Consider the following 17,119-nt stretch of genomic DNA (forward strand, 5'->3'; position numbering starts at 1 on the left):
AGCGAGACTCACTGGCTTCCATTTACCTGAATCTACCAACCAAACCCCTGATCAAGCCACGTTTATCTATCCGTTACCAAGGCCGGACTTCGCAGAGGTGGCGTTAGCTATACGGTCCAACTCGAAGCCCTTACAGATATGGAGAACTCTATGAGGAAAGCAACGTCGAGGAGACTCGCAGCGGCGGGTGGCGCACTCACGCTCGCGTTTGCCGGCATTCTTCCGATCGCGGCACCGGCAGCAGCGGTCGAGCCCGGCCCGAGCGCGACGGTGAGCGAGATGGGCGAGGTACCGGCGGAGGTCGGAACGTTGGCCTCCTGCTCGGACTGGACGCCGCACATGAGGCGGGTCATCGTCGGCAGCGCTGCGGTGCACACCAGCTATTCGGGGTCGTCCACAGTGATCGCCCACTGGAAGTCCAAGACGCTATTCCGTATCGACAAGCGCTGTGTGAACGATGCCGGAAACCTGTGGTGGCACTCGGACTGCTGCACTGGCGTCAAGGGCTGGATCTGGAACGACTATACGGAGTTCGCCCACTACAACTGACCATTCCCACGAGGAAAGTCAGTTCAGCACTGGGCGTACCTGAATCCACGATAATGGCGAATAGTGCGTCGGATAGGCGAAGCGGTCAGGGGGCAAGGTGTAAGTCCTACCGGACATCCAACCTTGCCACCCTGACCCCTTGTCGTCGGCCGGAAAAGTGGCGGCCATGGATCGCATCGAATTGCGGGTGACGAGACCCGCGGCGGTCACGGATGTCCGCAGCGGGCACGGCCGCCGTCGGCTGAGGCGTTCACCGGGCTACCCGTGCCTGCACCATCTGGCCAACCTGGGCGGCAGACGTCGGACCTGGATCAGACGTTGAAGCGGAACTCCACCACGTCGCCGTCCTGCATGACGTACTCCTTGCCTTCGATGCGGACCTTGCCGGCCGCCTTGGCCGCCGCCATCGAACCGTGCTCGACCAGGTCGTGGTACGAGACCACCTCGGCCTTGATGAAGCCGCGCTGGAAGTCGCTGTGGATGACACCCGCGGCCTCCGGCGCGGTGGCGCCGACCGGGACGGTCCAGGCGCGCGCTTCCTTGGGACCGGCCGTGAGGTACGTCTGGAGGCCGAGGGTGCGGAAGCCGACCCGGACGAGCTGGTTGAGGCCGGGTTCGTTCTGCCCGATCGACTCCAGCAGCTCGCGGGCCTCCTCCTCGGGCAGGTCCACCAGCTCAGATTCGATCTTGGCGTCCATGAAGATCGCCTCGGCGGGGGCGACCAGGGCGCGCAGCTCGTCGAGGAACGTCTCGTTGGCCAGCTCGGCCTCGTCGACGTTGAAGACGTACAGGAAGGGCTTGGTGGTGAGCAGGTGCAGCTCGCGCAGGTGCTCCAGCTCGATCTTGGCGGCGGCGGCCCCGGAGTAGAGGGTGGTGCCACCGTCGAGCACCTCGATCGCGGCCTTCGCGGCGGCGACCGCGGCCAAGCGGTCCTTGCGGAGCTTGGCCTCCTTCTCCAACCGGGGCAGCGCCTTGTCCAGGGTCTGCAGGTCGGCGAGGATCAGCTCGGTGTTGATCGTCTCGATGTCGTCGGCCGGGGAGATCTTGCCGTCGACGTGCACCACGTTCGGGTCGGAGAAGGCCCGGACGACCTGGCAGATCGCCGAGGCGTCCCGGATGTTGGCCAGGAAGGCGTTGCCCCGGCCCTGCCCCTTCGACGCGCCGCGGACCAGGCCGGCGATGTCGACGAACGACACCGGCGCCGGCAGCACCTTCTGCGAGGAGAAGATCTCGGCCAGCTTGCCCAGCCGCTCGTCGGGCAGCCCGACCACGCCGACGTTGGGCTCGATGGTGGCGAACGGGTAGTTCGCCGCCAGCACGTCGTTCTTGGTCAACGCGTTGAAAAGCGTGCTCTTGCCGACGTTGGGCAGGCCGACGATGCCGATGGTGAGACTCACGACGGGCCAGCTTACGCCGGTCCCGGCCGGGCCGGTCCAGGCGGCTCCGATTCGGCGCCGCGCCGGTGGTCGATCGTCACTCCCACCGGACCCCGTCAGGCGTTGCTAGTCTCCCGGTTCGAAGCTCCGCTGCTGGAGGTGGGATGACCTCGACGTTGCCTGAGCTGTACATCGCCGTCGACGTGGAGGCGGACGGGCCGATCCCCGGGCCGTACAGCATGATCTCGCTGGGCATGGCCGTGGCCGGCCGCCCCGATTTGACCTTCTACACCGAGCTGCGTCCCATCTCCGACGAGTTCGTCCCGGCGGCGCTCGCCGTCTCCGGCCTGGACCGCGACCGGCTGCTGCGGGAGGCGCCCACCGCGCAGGAGGCGATGTCCTCCGCTGCGGCCTGGGTCGACGGGCTGCGCCGGGTCGGCCGTCCGGTCTTCCTCGCCGCCCCGGCCGTCTGGGACGGCATGTTCGTGCACTGGTACTTCGTCCGCTTCGTCGGGCACAGCCCGTTCGGTGCGACCGGCTCCGGCGTCGATCTCCGCAGCTACTGGATGGGGTTGACCGGCAGCGAGTGGGCCCGGACCCGCCAGGGCACGATCAAGCACGAGCTGGGCCTGCACGACATGCCGCACACACACCACGCCGGGGAGGACGCCGCCGAGCTGGCCCAGGTCTTCGACGCGGTGCTCCGCCGCCGGAAACCTGCCGACGAGGCGTGACGCTCAGCCGAGCAGGCGGGGGGCGATGACCGCCTCCCGGACGCTGCCGTCCGCGGCCCGGCTGACCTCGTACGCCGAGACGCCCTCGCGGTCCGCGATTGCCTCGACCAGCCGGGTGCCCCGGTAGACCAGGCCGACGCCGTCATCCGTGCAGTGGCTGGTGGGGAGCGTGCCGTCGCCGACCAGCTCGTGCATGAGCGGGCGGCGCTGGCCCTCGCTGTCGTAGTGCACCCCGTTGCCGTACGGCAGCCAGGCCAGACCCTCGGTGAAGCCGCGCAGCCGGGGGCCGAAGCTGTCGGTGGCACCGCCGACATGCCAGCAGATCGAGCCGGCCGAGACGCCGGCCAGCACCACGCCGGCCTGCCAGCACTCGTGCAGGATCTCGTCGAGCCCGTGCACCCGCCACACGGCGACCAGGTTGGCCACGCTGCCGCCGCCGACCCAGATCACGTCCTGGGCGAGCAGGTGGGCGCGGACGTCCTCGACGTTCGGCATCGGGAACAGGGCGAGGTGCGACAGCCGGAACCGGGTGTCGGCGAACGCGCCGTAGACGGCGGTCAGCGAGGTGGGCTGGTCGCCGACGGCCTGCCCGAGGTAGCAGACCCGCGGCTGCGGGCCGGCCTCGGCCAGCTCGGCGGCCAGCTCGAAGACCGGGCTGGGACGCAGGTCGTAGGGCCCGCGGTCGCCCCGGAAGAAGCCCATGCTGGTGGCGATGATGGTCGGGTCGCTGGCGGGCATCGGAGCGTCCTTCCGTCGGCGGCGGTGCGGCGTCCATCCTGCCGCAGCCGGCCTCCCGCCCGCTCGGCGCGGGGCCCGTCCTCCACCCGCGGGTGAAGGACGAACACCCCGCCGACCCGATGATCAACAAGACTGGTCGGGCCGCCGTTGGCGGGGCACCTCGACCTCGGGCCAATGACCCAGGGCCCGACGGTCGGCCGGGGGCAGTTGCGCGGCGGCGGCGCGGGGCAGGGTGAACCGGTCGGCGGCGGCCGGCCCGGCCGAGACCGACTCGCGCAGCATCCACCGCACCTCGTCGGCCGTCCAGCCCAGCCCCGGCCGCGCGGCGATCTCACGGATCAACCGCCGGCCGACCCTCGTGTCGTCGTCGTAGAAGCGCATGCACCAGTGGTGCGTCCACATCCCGAGCGCTCGCAGACCCGCGTCGTCCAGTGAGCCGGCCAACCGGCCGCAGGCGGTGTCGGGGAAACTCTGCTCGGGGTCGCCCGCCCGGTCGCGTTCGATGGCGCCCACGGCGGCCGGCGCGACGGCCCGCATCCGGCGGTAGAAGGACTGCGCCACCGCGCGGGGTAACGGCGGGAACGCACCCGGTGTCGACGCCGCCGCCCAACCCGCCACGCTCGTCATTCGCCGCACCCCTTCTTCAGTTGGTGGCCGGACGCTACCCGGCACGACCGACACTTTCGGGCCGAAAAACCCCACCGATCGTGGATAGCGACGATGACCTGCGGCGTCTGTATCTGTGACAACGAAACGGGGGTGGCGGGTGGACGAGGACGAACGCGCGCGGCTGGCCGAATTCGTCGGCAGCCGGACTCCGGCGCTGATGCGGGTCGCGTACCTGCTGACCGGGGACCGTAACGCCGCCGAGGACCTGTTCCAGTCGGCGTTGGCGCGGACCATCCCGAAGTGGGGAACCATTCGGCACGCCGATCCCGAGGGCTACCTGCGGGTGGTGATGTACCGCGAGCAGATCAGCTGGTGGCGGCGACTGCGCCGGTGGCGGGAGACACCGCTCAACCCGGCGGACGAACCGGTCGGCGGCGACCCGAGCGATGGCTCCGACGTGCGGCTGGCGATGCGTGCCGCGCTACGTCACCTGCCCCCGACACAGCGGGCGGTGGTGGTCCTGCGCTACTACGAGGACCTGCCCGAAGCCCGGGTGGCCGAGTTGCTGGGCTGCTCGGTGGGCACCGTACGCAGCCGTACCCACCGAGCGGTGCAACGACTGCGCGACCTGCTGCCGGACGTCGACAGGCTGGAGGTACGGCGATGACCGAACCCTTCGAGCACCTCATCCGCTCCACCCTCACCGACCTGGCCGAGGAGGCACCGATCGTGCATGACCAGTTGAGCCGAGCGGAACGGCGGGTGCGCAACCGACGCCGCGCCACGGTGACGGTGGGGGCGGTGAGCACCCTGGCGGCGATCCTGATCGCCACTCCGCTCGCCCTGGCCGCGACCGGCTCGGACGCGCCTCCCCCGGCCGTGCCCAGCCCGGCCGGCCCGGCGGACGTGCCCAGCCCGCCCGTACCCACCCCGTCCCCGCCCACCGCGGTGCCGACGGTCGAGCCGAGCCCCGGGGGAGCGCCTGCGGACCCGTCGACGACACCGGGCCCGCCCGGCGTACCGGGCCGGCCGACGGTCAAGCCGAGCCCGACGACCCCACCGGGTGACCCCGGTAACCCCGGCGATCCCGGTGCGCCCGGTGCGCCCAGTGGCGTTCCGAGCCCGTCGGGCCCGCCCGGCGTGCCGGGTCGGCCGAAGGGTTGAGCAGGACCGGTCAGGCCGGCGGTCGTCCCGCGCCGGCCTGACCGGCCAACCCACGATCACCCCGTCGTTGGTGGTGCCGGAACGATGGGCGACCCGCTCCCCGGGCGGAGATCCCGGTCACCTCCGCGCGGCACTCCCCGTACCGGCGAGCGTCGCGCGCCGCGGCGACCAGCGGGCGTCGGTCCACCGAATTTGTCGAGGCCGGTGTGCCCGCTCATCCTTGGCTCATGACCGATCCCGGACACCCGAGGTGCGAGCTGCGGGGGCAACGATGAGCACCGCCATGGCCCGGGTGCCCGACTCCCTGCGGGGGCAGATCGTCACACCCGGCGACCGCCGGTACGCGCACCTGCGCTCGACGTACACCCGGTCGGCGTCGCCGGCCGCCGTGCTGCTGCCGAAGACCACCGCGCAGGTGGTCGACGCGCTCCGCTACGCGCGGGAGCAGCGGCTGCCGATCGCGGTCCGCAGCGGTGGGCACGGCCTCTCCGGAGCCTCGTCCAACAACGGTGGGGTGGTCATTGACCTCTCCATGCTCAACCGGGTTCAGGTGATCGACGAGCGGGCCGGGTTGGTCCGGGTCGAGGCCGGTGCTCGCTGGGCGAACGTCGCGAAGGCGCTGGCCCCATACGGCCTGGTGATCAGCTCGGGTGACTACGGCGGCGTCGGCGTCGGCGGGCTGGCCACCGGCGGTGGCGTCGGCTGGCTGGTCCGCGCCCACGGTCTCACCATCGACCGGGTCCGCGCCGTAGAGGTGGTGCTGGCGGACGGGACGCTGGCACGCGCGGACGCCGAGCACGAGCCGGAGCTGTTCTGGCTGGTCCGCGGGGCCGGTGCCGGCGCGGGCATCGTGGTGGCCTTCGAGATCGAGGCGGTCGAGCAGCGCAACGTCGGTGTCGCGCAGCTGGTCGTCGAGGCGCATCCGGACGGTCGCACCGTCCGGGAGTGGACGAGCTACCTCGCGCAGGCGCCACGGGAGTTGTCCGCCGCCGCCGTGGTGTTCGCGGAGGGTCGATCGGTCCTCATGTCCATCACCGCCGTGGTCGCAGCCGAGAGCCTGCGTCGGGCCCGGCCGGCGGTGGAACCGCTGCTCGCCATCGGCAAGGTGCTCGAACACCGGACCGACCTGCTGCCGTACCCGACACTGGTGCCGACCGCGCACCTCAACCCCAACGTCGGGCAGCAGCGTGGCACGACCACCAACGGTCTGTTCACCGCGCTGGACGACGCCGGGGCGCGGGCCGTGACGCGGGCGGTGACCGGGCCGGGGCGGGCGGTGGTCCAGCTCCGCTCGTTGGGCGGGGCGGTCAACGACGTCGCTTCCGACGCGACCGCGTACCCGCATCGTCACCAGGACACGCTGATCGTGGCCTCGGTGTTTCCGCCGCAGGCCGACGCCGCGTTGAACGCCGCCTGGCGGGCCGCCGGGGCGCGCGCCGACGGCGCGTACGTCAACTTCGAGAGCCGGCCTGACCCGGCCGCGTTCGCCCGGATCTACCCGGGCGAGACCGGGGCCCGGGTCCGGCGGCTGTGGAAGCGGTACGACCCGGACGGCGTGTTCCGATCGGCCCTGCTGACCGGCCAGGCCAACCGTGCCAGCCAGGGCAGCCGGTCCAGCCAGGGCGCCGGTGCCGGCCAGGCCGGCCGGACCGGGCAGGCGACCCGGACCGGTCGGTCCGGTCAGCCGCACCGACGCCGCCGCTGACGCCGGGACGGGTCCCGCGCCGGACGCGCACACCCAGGTCCGATTCCCGCCAGCCGACGACCCGTCGAGCGGGGCATCATCGGTGACATGGAGATGGACTTCGAGCGGTGTTACCGGGCCGTGGACAGCCGTGACCAGCGGTTCGACGGCTGGTTCTACACCGGTGTGACGTCCACCGGCATCTACTGCCGGCCGTCCTGCCCGGCGATCACGCCCAAGCGGCAGAACGTCCGGTTCTTCCCGTCCGCCGCCGCGGCGCAGGGCGCCGGGCTGCGCGCCTGCCGCCGCTGCCGGCCGGACGCCGCGCCCGGCTCCCCGCTCTGGGACGTCCGCGCGGACGTGGTCGGTCGGGCGATGCGGCTGATCGCCGACGGGGTCGTCGACCGCGACGGCGTACCGGGGTTGGCCTCCCGGCTGGGCTACACCGAGCGGCACCTGCACCGGATGCTCAGCGCCGAGATGGGCGCCGGGCCGCTCGCGCTGGCCCGGGCCCAGCGCGCCCAGACCGCCCGGATCCTGATCGAGACGACCGACCTCGCGATGGCCGAGATCGCGTTCGCCGCCGGCTTCGGCAGCGTGCGGCAGTTCAACGACACGCTTCGCGAGGTGTACGCGAGCGCCCCGTCGGACCTGCGCACGGCCCGCGGCCGCCAGCAGGCGCCGGCCGGGGCGGGAACCATCGCGCTCCGGCTGGCGTACCGCCCGCCGCTGCACGCCCGGGCGCTGCTGGACTTCCTCGCGGTGCGGGCGTTGCCCGGTGTGGAGGAGGTCCGCGACGGGACGTACCACCGGGGTCTGCGGTTGCCGCACGGCACCGGCCAGGTGGCGCTGACCCCGGCGGACGGGCACGTGGCGGCGACGTTGCGCCTCGCCGACCTGCGCGACCTGGCGCCGGCGGTGGCCCGCTGCCGCCGGTTGCTCGACCTGGACGCGGACCCGGCAGCCATCGACGCGACGCTGGCCGCCGACCCGGCGCTGGCCCCGACGATCACCGCCGAACCCGGCATCCGCGTCCCCCGCGCCGTCGACGGCTTCGAGCAGGCCGTCCGCGCCATCATCGGCCAACAGGTCTCGGTGACGTCCGCAAGAACAACCCTCACCCGCCTCCTGGCCGCCCACGCTCGCGTTGATCATGAGGTTGACGAGGCCGATGGAGATCGAACCCCAGGCCAACCTCATGATCAACGGGGCGGGACGGGGGGTGGGGCGCCGGGGGGACTGCGGGGGTTTTTGAGCGCGGAGGAGCTTTTGTCGCTGCCGGACTCGGGGTTCGGGATGCCTGGGGGGCGGCGGGAGGCCTTGCGGGGGTTGGCTCGGGCCGTCGTGGACGGAACCGTTGACCTTGCCCCGGGGGTGGATCGGGAGGAGGCCGTTCGGCGGCTGCTCGCGCTGCCCGGCATCGGCCCGTGGACCGCCAACTACCTGGCCATGCGCGCCTTCGGCGACCCGGACGTCCTGCTCAGCTCCGACCTCGCGGTCCGGCGCGGCGCCGCCGCGCTCGGCCTGCCCGACACCCCGACAACCCTCGACCGGTACGCCGAACGTTGGCGTCCCTGGCGGTCCTACGCCACGATCAGACTCTGGAGAGCGGCATGAACATCGACAGCACCGTACTGAGCACACCGGCCGGCCCACTGAGCATCCTCGCCGGCCCCGACGGTGACGTACGGGCCGCCGGCTTCACCCCGGACCCGACGGCGCTGCTGCCCCTGGTCCACCCGACCCTGCGGGCACCGCTACGGGAGCGGGCCGACCTCGGCCCGGTCAGCGCGGCGGTCCGCTCCTACCTGGACGGTGACCTCGCCGCCATCGACACGGTGCCGGTGCGTCAACGCACCGGTGGAGAGTTCATGGCGTACGCCTGGCAGGTGCTGCGCGAGGTGCCGCCGGGCACCCCGGTCACCTACACCGGGTACGCCGCACTGGCCGGTCGACCACCGGCGGTGCGGGCCGCCGCGGCCGCCTGCGCCCGGAACGCGGCAGCCCTGTTCGTGCCCTGTCACCGGGTCCTCCGCACCGACGGCACGCTCGGCGGCTACCGCTGGGGGCTGGACGTGAAGAAGTGGCTTCTCGGTCACGAGCGGCGCTTGACAACAAGCTGACAGAAGCATCGACACTCATTGACGCTACCGTCTGGTAGTGCCTGTGGAGAGCGACGGCGACCCGGCCGCCCGGGCCGCCGCGGGCACCCACCCCGCGCACAACCTCTGGCGGCTTCGCCCCTACCTGCGCCCGTACGCCGCCGAGTTCGCCTGGTTGCTGGTCGCGGGGCTCGCCGGCACCGCGGCCGGGATCGCCGTACCGCTGGTGGTGCAGCGGGTCGTGGACGGGCCGGTGGCCCGACACGAGCCGGCCGGGTTGCTCCAGCTCGGCGGCCTGGCGCTGCTGCTCGGCGTCGTCGAGGCGGTGCTCATCTTCATCCGCCGCTGGGTGCAGTCGTCCTCGGCGGTGGGCATGGAGGCGGCGCTGCGCGCCGACGTCTACGCCCACCTGCAACGGCTGCCGACGAGCTTCCACGACCGCTGGCAGTCCGGCCAGTTGCTCTCCCGGATCACCAGCGACCTGTCGGTGATCCGCCGGTTCCTCTCCTTCGGCGTGTTCTTCCTGGTGCTCAACCTGACCACGTACGTGGTCGTGGTGGTGCTGCTGATCAACCTGCACGCGGCGCTCGGGGTGCTGGTCGCGGCCAGCGCGGTGCCGCTGCTGCTGATCAGTCGTCGGTTCGGGCGGCACTACCACGCCGCGTCCCGCCGGATGCAGGACCAGCAGGGCGACGTGGCGACGCTGGTCGAGGAGACCGCGCAGGGCCTGCGCACCATGAAGGCGTACGGGCGGGGGCCCGAGCTGGCCGCCCGCTTCGCCGGTGCGGCCCGGCGGCTGCACGACACCGGCGTCGGCAAGGGGCGGCTGCTGGCCAACACCTCGGCGCTGCTCGACCTGGTGCCCAACGTGACCCTGGGGGTGGTGCTGGCGGCGGGGGCGGTCGCCGCCGCCCAGGGCACGCTCACCATCGGCGAACTTGTCGCGTTCGTCAGCCTCCAACTGATGCTCATCTGGCCGGTGCAGTCGCTGGGTTGGATCATCGCCAACGGTCAGGAGGCGGCCACCGCGGCCGACCGGATCCAGGAGGTGCTGGACACTCCACCCCAGATCGTGGATTCCCCCGGCGCGGTCGCGCTGCCCCGCGACGCGGTGCACGGTCGGCTGCGCTTCGAGCGGGTCGGGTTCAGCTACCCGGGCGCCACCACGGCGGTGCTGCGTGAGATCGACCTGAGCATCGAGCCGGGCGAGACGCTGGCCCTGGTCGGGGCCACCGGCTCCGGCAAGAGCACGCTGCTCTCCCTGGTGCCCCGGCTGCACGAGGTGACCACCGGACGGGTCACCCTGGACGGGCACGACCTGCGCGAGCTGCGGCTGGCCTCGCTGCGGCGGCTGGTCGGGGTGGCGTTCGAGGAGCCCACACTCTTTTCCATGTCGGTGCGGGAGAACCTCACCCTGGGTCGCCCGGACGCCGGTGACGACGAGATCCGCGCGGCCCTCGCGCTGGCCCAGGCCGACTTCGCGTACGACCTGCCCTGGGGGTTGGCCACCCGGGTGGGCGAGCAGGGGTTGTCGCTCTCCGGCGGGCAACGGCAACGGCTCGCGTTGGCGCGGGCCGTGCTCGGCCGACCGGCGGTGCTGGTGCTGGACGACCCACTCTCTGCTCTCGACGTGCACACCGAGGCCCTGGTCGAAGCGGCGCTGCGGCGGGTTCTGCGCGACAGCACCGCGCTGCTTGTGGTGCACCGGCCGTCGACGATCGCCTTGGCCGACCGGGTCGCCCTGCTGGAGGACGGGCGGATCACGGCGACCGGCCGGCACTCCGACCTGCTGGCCACAGTCCCGGCGTACCGGGCGCTGCTCGCCGCCGAGCCACCCGCTGGGCATCCCCCGCCGGCCGGCGCCAGCGGGCCGAGCCCGTCCCCTTCGGACGGGTGGGGGCTGGTGCGCTCGTGAGCGTGCCGAAGCAGGCCGACCCAGCTCCCGAGGAGGAGCCCGAGCTCACCCGCTGGCGGGGCACCGCCACCGACCCGGAGGCCGACCGCAGTCGAGCCGAGGACACCAGCCCCGAGGCGGTGACCCGGCTGCGCCGGCTCAGTCGGACCCTGCTGGGCGACCTGCTCCGCCCACACCGGAGGCGACTCGTCACGGCGGTCGGCCTGCTGCTGGCCCAGAACGCCGCCGCGATGGCCGGCCCGTACCTGGTCATGATCGGCATCGACCGGGCCATCCCGCCGTTGCGCGCCGGCGACCCCGGCCCGCTGATCACCGTCGCCGGGGCGTTCGCGGTGGCCTCGGTGACCGAGTACGCGGCCCGCCGCGGCTTCCTCACCCTCTCCGCCCGGATCGGCCAGTCCGTCCTGCTCGACCTGCGGCAGCGGGTGTTCGGGCACTTCCTGCGGCTGTCGGTGGGCTTCCACGAGCGGTACACGTCCGGCCGGATGGTCTCCCGGCTCACCAGCGACCTGGACTCGATCGCCGAACTGGTCGACGGTGGAATCGACAGCCTGGTGCTGGCCGGCCTCTCGATCCTGTCGGTGGCCGCCATCCTGCTCTGGCTGGACCTGCCGCTGGCCGCAGTGACACTGTTCGCCTTCCCGTTCCTGTTCTGGCTGTCCCGCTGGTTCGCCCGGTCGTCGGCGAGCGCGTACCGACGGACCCGGGACGCGGTCGCGCTGGTCATCGTGCACTTCGTCGAGTCGATGCGGGGCATCCGAGCGGTGCAGGCGTTCCGCCGGGAGCCCCGCAACCAACGGATCTTCGTGGCGCTCGGCGACGACTACCGACGAACCAGCCTGCACGCGTTCCGGCTGATCGCCACGTACTCGCCCGCGATCAAGCTGATCGGCAACGTGACCGTGGCGGTGGTGCTCTGCTACGGCGGTTGGCGGGTGCTCGGCGGGCAGACCGAGATCGGCGTACTCGCCGCGTTCCTGCTCTACCTGCGCCGCTTCTTCGAGCCGATGCAGGAGCTGAGCCAGTTCTACAACTCGTTGCAGTCGGCCACCGCCGCACTGGAGAAGCTGGCCGGGGTGCTCGACGAACGACCGGCCGTCGCCGAACCGGCCCGGCCCACGCCGCTGCCCACCGGGCCCGGCCGTGGTGAGCTGATCTTCCGGGCGGTCAGCTTCGGCTACCGGGCCGACACCCCGATCCTCTGCGGGCTGGAGCTGACCGTGCCGGCCGGGCAGACCGTGGCGCTGATCGGGCCCACCGGGGCGGGCAAGTCGACGATCGCCAAGCTGGTCGCCCGGTTCCACGACCCCGACGCCGGCACGGTCCGGTTGGACGGGATCGACCTGCGCGACGTACGCGACGCCGACCTGCGCCGCGCGGTGGTGCTGGTGACGCAGGAGAACCACCTGTTCAGCGGGACCGTCGCGGAGAACATCCGGTTCGGTTGCCCGGGGGCCGACGACGACGCCGTCCAGGCCGCCGCGCGGGCGATCGGCGCGCACGACTTCATCGCCGCACTACCCGAGGGGTACGCCACTCAGGTGCACCGACGCGGCGGCCGGCTCTCCGCCGGGCAACGCCAGCTGGTCGCGTTCGCCCGCGCGTTCCTGGCCGACCCGACCGTGCTCATCCTGGACGAGGCGACGTCGTCGCTGGACGTGCCGACGGAACGTCTCGTGCAGCGGGCACTCGGCACCATCCTGCGCGACCGCACCGCACTGGTGATCGCCCATCGACTCTCCACCGTGGAGACCGCCGACCGGGTGCTCGTCCTCGACGGCGGAAAGGTGATCGAGGACGGCCCACCCGCCGTGCTGGCCGAGGCCGACGGCCGGTACGCGGCCCTGCACCGCCAGTGGCGCGACTCGCTGGTCTAGCAGGGTGGCCCCGGTCGTGGCCGTTCCCCGTCGGCCGGTGTGTTCGGCCGCAACTACGTCGCCCCGCACCCGGCAGGTGCCTACGATCGCAGGATGACCGATACGGCGAGGACGGCCCGCGCCGGCGTTCCCGAGCGTCCGACCCTGGACGGGCTCGAGGAGAGCTGGGCACGCCGCTGGCAGGAGGAAGGCACGTACGCGTTCGACCGCTCGAAGGAGCGCAAGGACGTGTACGCCATCGACACCCCGCCGCCGACCGTATCGGGCGAGTTGCACATGGGGCACGTCTTTTCGTACACGCACACCGACACCGTCGCGCGGTACCAGCGGATGCGCGGCAAGGCCGTCTTCTACCCAATGGGCTGGGACGACAACGGCCTGCCCACCGAACGTCGGGCGCAGAACGTGTACGGGGTGCGCTGCGATCCGTCGCTGCCGTACGACCCGGTGTGGCGACCACCGGCGGCTCCGGTCGACGACGCGGCCCGCCGCGACCCCACCCCGATCTCCCGACGCAACTTCATCGAGCTGTGCGAACGGTTGACGGTCACCGACGAGCAGGCCTTCGAGGCGCTGTGGCGGCGGCTCGGGCTCTCGGTGGACTGGTCCCTGACGTACACGACGATCGGCCGGATGGCCCGGACCACCAGCCAACGGGCGTTCGTCCGCAACCTTCGCCGCGGCGAGGCGTACCAGTCGGAGGCGCCGACGCTCTGGGACGTCGGCTTCGCCACCGCGGTCGCCCAGGCGGAGTTGGAGGACCGGGAGCGCCCCGGTGCCTACCACCGGCTGCGGTTCGCCGCGGCCGACGGGCGGGAGGTGCTCATCGACACCACCCGGCCCGAGCTGTTGCCGGCCTGTGTGGCGCTGGTCTGTCACCCCGACGACGAGCGGTACGCCGACCTGGTGGGCGGCACGGTGCGTAGCCCGCTGTTCGACGTCGAGGTGCCGGTGTACGCCCATCCGCTCGCCGAGCCCGGCAAGGGCACAGGTGTCGCGATGGTCTGCACGTTCGGTGACCTGACCGACGTGACCTGGTGGCGTGAGCTGGGGTTGGACACCCGGGTGGTGATCGGCCGGGACGGCCGGCTGCTCCCCGAGCCGCCGCACGGGGTGCCGGCACAGCCGTACGCGGCGCTGGCCGGGCAGACCGTCAACGGCGCCCGCCGGGAGATCGTCGGGATGTTGGCCGACGCCGGTGACCTGATCGGCGAGCCGCGCCCGATCACCCACCCGGTGAAGTTCTACGAACGCGGCGACCGGCCACTGGAGATCGTCTCGACTCGACAGTGGTATCTGCGCAACGGCGGCCGGGACGAGGCGCTGCGCGCCACGCTGCTGGCCCGGGGCGAGCAGTTGCACTGGGTGCCGGCGCACATGAAACACCGCTACGACAACTGGGTGGGCGGCCTGAACGGGGACTGGCTGGTCAGCCGCCAACGCTTCTTCGGGGTGCCGGTGCCGGTGTGGTACCGGCTCGACGACACTGGCGAGCCGGACTGGTCCCACCCTCTCACGCCGGACGAGTCCGCGCTGCCGGTCGATCCATCCAGCGATCCGGCACCCGGTTACGACGAGTCGCAGCGCGGCCGGCCGGGCGGCTTCGTCGGCGACCCGGACGTGCTCGACACCTGGGCCACGTCCTCGCTGACCCCGCAGATCGTCGGTGGCTGGGAGACCGACCCGGACCTGTTCGCCCGGGTGTTCCCGATGGACCTCCGACCGCAGGGGCAGGAGATCATCCGGACCTGGCTCTTCGACACCGTGGTCCGCTCGCACTTCGAGCACGGGGTGCTGCCCTGGCGGGACACCGTGCTCTCCGGCTGGATCCTCGACCCCGACCACAAGAAGATGGCCAAGTCCAAGGGGAACGTGGTCACCCCGCTGGCCCTGTTGGAGCAGCACGGCTCGGACGCGGTGCGCTACTGGGCGGCCAGCGGCAAACCCGGCATGGACCTGGCCTTCGACCCGGCGCAGATCAAGGTCGGCCGGCGGCTGGCCACCAAACTGCTCAACGCCTCCAAGTTCGCGCTCGGGCTGGGCGCGGCGGACGCGTTGCGTGCCCCGTACGACAACTCCAGCTCGGCGCGTCTGACGCCACGCCGCGACCTGGAGTCGTCGGCCACCACCCCACTGGACCGGGCCATGCTCGCCGAACTGGCCACCGTGGTCACCGCCGCGAGCACCGCCTTCGACTCGTACGACCACACGGCTGCGTTGCAGGTGACCGAGGCGTTCTTCTGGCGGTTCTGCGACGACTACATCGAGCTGGTCAAGGAGCGCGCCTACGGCACCGGCGCGGCGGCCGACTCCGCACGGGCGGCGCTCGCCTCGGCGCTCTCGGTGCAGCTGCGGTTGTTCGCCCCGGTGCTGCCGTACGTGACCGAGGAGGTCTGGTCGTGGTGGCGGTACGGCTCGGTGCACCGGGCGCCGTGGCCGACCACCTACGAGGTGGCCCGGACGATCGAGGGGTCGGGTGAGCCGGCGCTGCTGCGGCTCGCCGGTGACGCGTTGAGTCAGGTGCGACGGGCCAAGTCGGAGCGGAAGCTGTCGATGAAGGCGGAGGTGCCGTTGGCGGAGGCGCTCGGCCCGGCGGCGCTGCTGGAGCAGCTCACGCTTGTCGCCGACGACCTTCGGGCGGCGGGTCGGATCGGCAAACTCGACCTGCTTCCGGACCGTACCCCGGAGTTGGTCATCGCCTGCGCCTTCTGAACCGCCGGTCGCCGCCGCCCTAGCGGGGCGGCGGCGGCCGGCTGGTCACCAGCCGCGCAGGAAGCGCAGCCCGAGCAGGAACGCGACCACGGCGGGCCCCACCAGCAGGGTGATCGCCTGGAGGCGGTACGGCATCCGGTGCCGGGTCAGCTCCCCCGCGTTGCCCAGCACGATGGCCCCGGCCAGCATCAGGAACGCACCCCACCAACCGGTCTCCAGGTGGATCAACTCCACCCGGATCAGTTGCAGGGTCAGGCCGAGCAGCGCCCCGGTCAGCGCGAGCAGGGCCACCGCCCGGTGCAGGCCGCGGGCCAGCGGGTGGGCCGCCCGCCAGCCGTAGGTGCCGGCGACCGCCAGGCAGGGCAGCACCACCAGGAGCGGCCAGCCCCGCCCCATCACACCGAACATCAGTAGCGCGCCGACCGCGAAGACGATCGTGCCGACGCAGGCGAGCATGTACCCGGCGAACGCCCGGCCACCGCCGCGGGCCAGCAACGGCCCTCCGCTGGCCGCGATCAACGCGGCCGGGATCAGGATGAACACCGCCCACCAGTGGAACTGGCCGCTGCCCTGGGCCGCCGTGGCGACCGTGGCACAGGCCAGCCCGGCGACGGCCAGGCTGGTCAGCCACGGCCGGCTGCTCCGGGAGTATGGCTCAGCCAACGACGTCCGCTCCGCTTCGACGCTCACGCCCTTCAGCCTGGCCCGATGGGGCCCGACCGGTCCATCCGGCCAGCCCTACCGCCGCGCGGGGGCTGGCCGGAACAGCGCCCAGGGCGTGTGTCAAAGCCTCGGTCGAGCCGAGGCGGAGTCCAGGCGGCGGTCCGGCAAGGCGGAGATCGGCCCGGATACAACACCGGTATCCGGGCCGATCTCCAACGCGGCCGGTCGTCGCCTGGGCCCGCCGCAGGCCGGCCAGGGGCTTTGACACACGCCCTAGCACCGCGGTCAGCTCGTCTCGCCAGCCACGCTGAACGAGCGCAGGCGGTCGATGGCGAGCACGGTGAAGCCGACACTGACCAGCGCGGTCATCACCGACGCCACCGGCACCGACACGGTCGTCTCCAACAGCCCGGTGGGGGCGATCCGGTCGGCGAGGGCGATCACGTACTGCTGGATGGAGAGCACCTTCGTGCCGCTGACGAAATTGCCCAGCAGCCCCTCCCAGATCAACACGTAGACCAGGCCGAGCAGCACCGGCCGCCTGGTGACCAGGCTGAGCGCGAGGAACAGCGCCGAGTACGCCAGCGCGCCGAGCGCCGCCGCGACTGCGAGCGCCAGACCGAGGCGTACCGAATCGGCGAGCACGCCCGCGACGTAGAGCGGCACCGCGACGGTGGCCGCGCTGACCCCGGCGGCGACCGCGAGCTTCGGCAGCACGATCTGCCAGCGCGGCAGCGGCTTGGTCAGGATGTGCACGACAGTGCCGTCGTCGATCTCGGCGCCCAACACGCCCGTGCCGACGATCAGCGCGACCACCGGCAGCACCACGGCCAGCCCGAGGCCGACCAGCACCGGCGGCCCCCACTCGCCCGGGTCCACGCCCAGCGACCGGCAGAGCACGGCCAGCCCGAGCAGCACCAACGGCAGCGGAAGCAGCAGCAGGAACCGACGCCGGCCGAACAGCCCGCGTGCGGTGATCCAGGTGATTGTCGACAT

At 72.3% G+C, this 17,119-nt stretch carries 15 protein-coding genes; 10 read left to right on the forward strand and 5 right to left on the reverse strand.

All coding sequences use genetic code 11. The features are described 5' to 3' along the window. Positions 1-150 precede the first annotated feature (150 nt). Positions 151-549 (forward strand): hypothetical protein, encoded by a 399-nt coding sequence (locus ACFYL6_RS08295; RefSeq protein ID WP_387169158.1) that lies wholly within the window; start codon positions 151-153, stop codon positions 547-549. A 311-nt stretch (positions 550-860) separates the two neighbouring features. Here ACFYL6_RS08295 and ychF read toward each other — a convergent pair whose 3' ends face one another. Further along, positions 861-1,946 (reverse strand): redox-regulated ATPase YchF, encoded by a 1,086-nt coding sequence (ychF, locus tag ACFYL6_RS08300; protein ID WP_238657491.1) that lies wholly within the window; start codon positions 1,944-1,946, stop codon positions 861-863. 143 nt (positions 1,947-2,089) lie between these two features. Between ychF and ACFYL6_RS08305 the strand changes: the two genes are divergently transcribed. Continuing rightward, complete coding sequence (locus ACFYL6_RS08305; RefSeq protein WP_387169162.1) at positions 2,090-2,659, forward strand: exonuclease; 570 nt, start codon at positions 2,090-2,092, stop codon at positions 2,657-2,659. A 3-nt stretch (positions 2,660-2,662) separates the two neighbouring features. Here ACFYL6_RS08305 and ACFYL6_RS08310 read toward each other — a convergent pair whose 3' ends face one another. Together ACFYL6_RS08310 and ACFYL6_RS08315 are read right to left on the reverse strand one after the other, a co-directional pair. Beyond that, positions 2,663-3,397, reverse strand: coding sequence for a Type 1 glutamine amidotransferase-like domain-containing protein (locus tag ACFYL6_RS08310; protein ID WP_387169164.1), 735 nt, complete (start codon positions 3,395-3,397; stop codon positions 2,663-2,665). Positions 3,398-3,520: 123 nt separating this feature from the next. Continuing rightward, a complete protein-coding gene (locus ACFYL6_RS08315; protein ID WP_387169167.1) occupies positions 3,521-4,024 on the reverse strand; it encodes a hypothetical protein in 504 nt (167 codons plus the stop codon). Positions 4,025-4,163: 139 nt separating this feature from the next. On the opposite strand from ACFYL6_RS08315, the gene ACFYL6_RS08320 reads away from it, so the two are divergent. The 8 genes from ACFYL6_RS08320 (at position 4,164) to valS (ending at position 15,460) form a co-directional block, all read left to right on the forward strand. After that, positions 4,164-4,673 carry a SigE family RNA polymerase sigma factor gene (locus ACFYL6_RS08320; protein WP_387169169.1) on the forward strand — a complete coding sequence of 170 codons (510 nt, stop codon included), beginning with the start codon at positions 4,164-4,166 and terminating at the stop codon, positions 4,671-4,673. After that, the gene (locus ACFYL6_RS08325) at positions 4,670-5,170 is read left to right on the forward strand and encodes a hypothetical protein (RefSeq protein WP_387169172.1); all 501 of its coding nucleotides are present in this window, start codon (positions 4,670-4,672) and stop codon (positions 5,168-5,170) included. Before ACFYL6_RS08320 ends, ACFYL6_RS08325 begins: the two co-directional genes overlap by 4 nt. A gap of 271 nt (positions 5,171-5,441) precedes the next feature. Then, complete coding sequence (locus ACFYL6_RS08330) at positions 5,442-6,875, forward strand: FAD-binding oxidoreductase (RefSeq protein WP_387169175.1); 1,434 nt, start codon at positions 5,442-5,444, stop codon at positions 6,873-6,875. 87 nt (positions 6,876-6,962) lie between these two features. Beyond that, positions 6,963-8,471 carry a DNA-3-methyladenine glycosylase 2 family protein gene (locus ACFYL6_RS08335; protein ID WP_387169178.1) on the forward strand — a complete coding sequence of 503 codons (1,509 nt, stop codon included), beginning with the start codon at positions 6,963-6,965 and terminating at the stop codon, positions 8,469-8,471. Beyond that, on the forward strand, positions 8,468-8,977 hold the full coding sequence (locus tag ACFYL6_RS08340; RefSeq protein WP_387169180.1) for a methylated-DNA--[protein]-cysteine S-methyltransferase: 510 nt from the start codon (positions 8,468-8,470) through the stop codon (positions 8,975-8,977). Before ACFYL6_RS08335 ends, ACFYL6_RS08340 begins: the two co-directional genes overlap by 4 nt. A gap of 37 nt (positions 8,978-9,014) precedes the next feature. After that, a complete protein-coding gene (locus ACFYL6_RS08345; RefSeq protein WP_387169183.1) occupies positions 9,015-10,871 on the forward strand; it encodes an ABC transporter ATP-binding protein in 1,857 nt (618 codons plus the stop codon). Next, a complete protein-coding gene (locus ACFYL6_RS08350) occupies positions 10,868-12,748 on the forward strand; it encodes an ABC transporter ATP-binding protein (RefSeq protein ID WP_387169186.1) in 1,881 nt (626 codons plus the stop codon). The genes ACFYL6_RS08345 and ACFYL6_RS08350 overlap by 4 nt, the downstream gene beginning before the upstream one ends. 93 nt (positions 12,749-12,841) lie before the next feature. Beyond that, positions 12,842-15,460 carry a valine--tRNA ligase gene (gene valS, locus ACFYL6_RS08355; protein WP_387169189.1) on the forward strand — a complete coding sequence of 873 codons (2,619 nt, stop codon included), beginning with the start codon at positions 12,842-12,844 and terminating at the stop codon, positions 15,458-15,460. A 45-nt stretch (positions 15,461-15,505) separates the two neighbouring features. On the opposite strand, the gene ACFYL6_RS08360 is transcribed toward valS, so the two are convergent. Beyond that, the gene (locus ACFYL6_RS08360; RefSeq protein ID WP_238662754.1) at positions 15,506-16,150 is read right to left on the reverse strand and encodes a hypothetical protein; all 645 of its coding nucleotides are present in this window, start codon (positions 16,148-16,150) and stop codon (positions 15,506-15,508) included. Between the two features lie 258 nt (positions 16,151-16,408). Next, complete coding sequence (locus ACFYL6_RS08365) at positions 16,409-17,119, reverse strand: ABC transporter permease (protein WP_387169193.1); 711 nt, start codon at positions 17,117-17,119, stop codon at positions 16,409-16,411.

Origin of the sequence: Micromonospora sp. NPDC007208 (genome assembly GCF_042869175.1) — a bacterium.
Lineage (GTDB): Bacteria > Actinomycetota > Actinomycetes > Mycobacteriales > Micromonosporaceae > Micromonospora > Micromonospora foliorum.

Bases quoted from the DNA above. Each gene is read 5' to 3' on its own strand.
- ACFYL6_RS08295 (WP_387169158.1), top strand. From the start codon at position 151: ATGAGGAAAGCAACGTCGAGGAGACTCGCAGCGGCGGGTGGCGCACTC.
- ACFYL6_RS08305 (WP_387169162.1), top strand. From the start codon at position 2,090: ATGACCTCGACGTTGCCTGAGCTGTACATCGCCGTCGACGTGGAGGCG.
- ACFYL6_RS08310 (WP_387169164.1), bottom strand. From the start codon at position 3,397: ATGCCCGCCAGCGACCCGACCATCATCGCCACCAGCATGGGCTTCTTC.
- ACFYL6_RS08315 (WP_387169167.1), bottom strand. From the start codon at position 4,024: ATGACGAGCGTGGCGGGTTGGGCGGCGGCGTCGACACCGGGTGCGTTC.
- ACFYL6_RS08325 (WP_387169172.1), top strand. From the start codon at position 4,670: ATGACCGAACCCTTCGAGCACCTCATCCGCTCCACCCTCACCGACCTG.
- ACFYL6_RS08330 (WP_387169175.1), top strand. From the start codon at position 5,442: ATGAGCACCGCCATGGCCCGGGTGCCCGACTCCCTGCGGGGGCAGATC.
- ACFYL6_RS08335 (WP_387169178.1), top strand. From the start codon at position 6,963: ATGGAGATGGACTTCGAGCGGTGTTACCGGGCCGTGGACAGCCGTGAC.
- ACFYL6_RS08340 (WP_387169180.1), top strand. From the start codon at position 8,468: ATGAACATCGACAGCACCGTACTGAGCACACCGGCCGGCCCACTGAGC.
- valS (WP_387169189.1), top strand. From the start codon at position 12,842: ATGACCGATACGGCGAGGACGGCCCGCGCCGGCGTTCCCGAGCGTCCG.
- ACFYL6_RS08365 (WP_387169193.1), bottom strand. From the start codon at position 17,119: ATGTCGACAATCACCTGGATCACCGCACGCGGGCTGTTCGGCCGGCGT.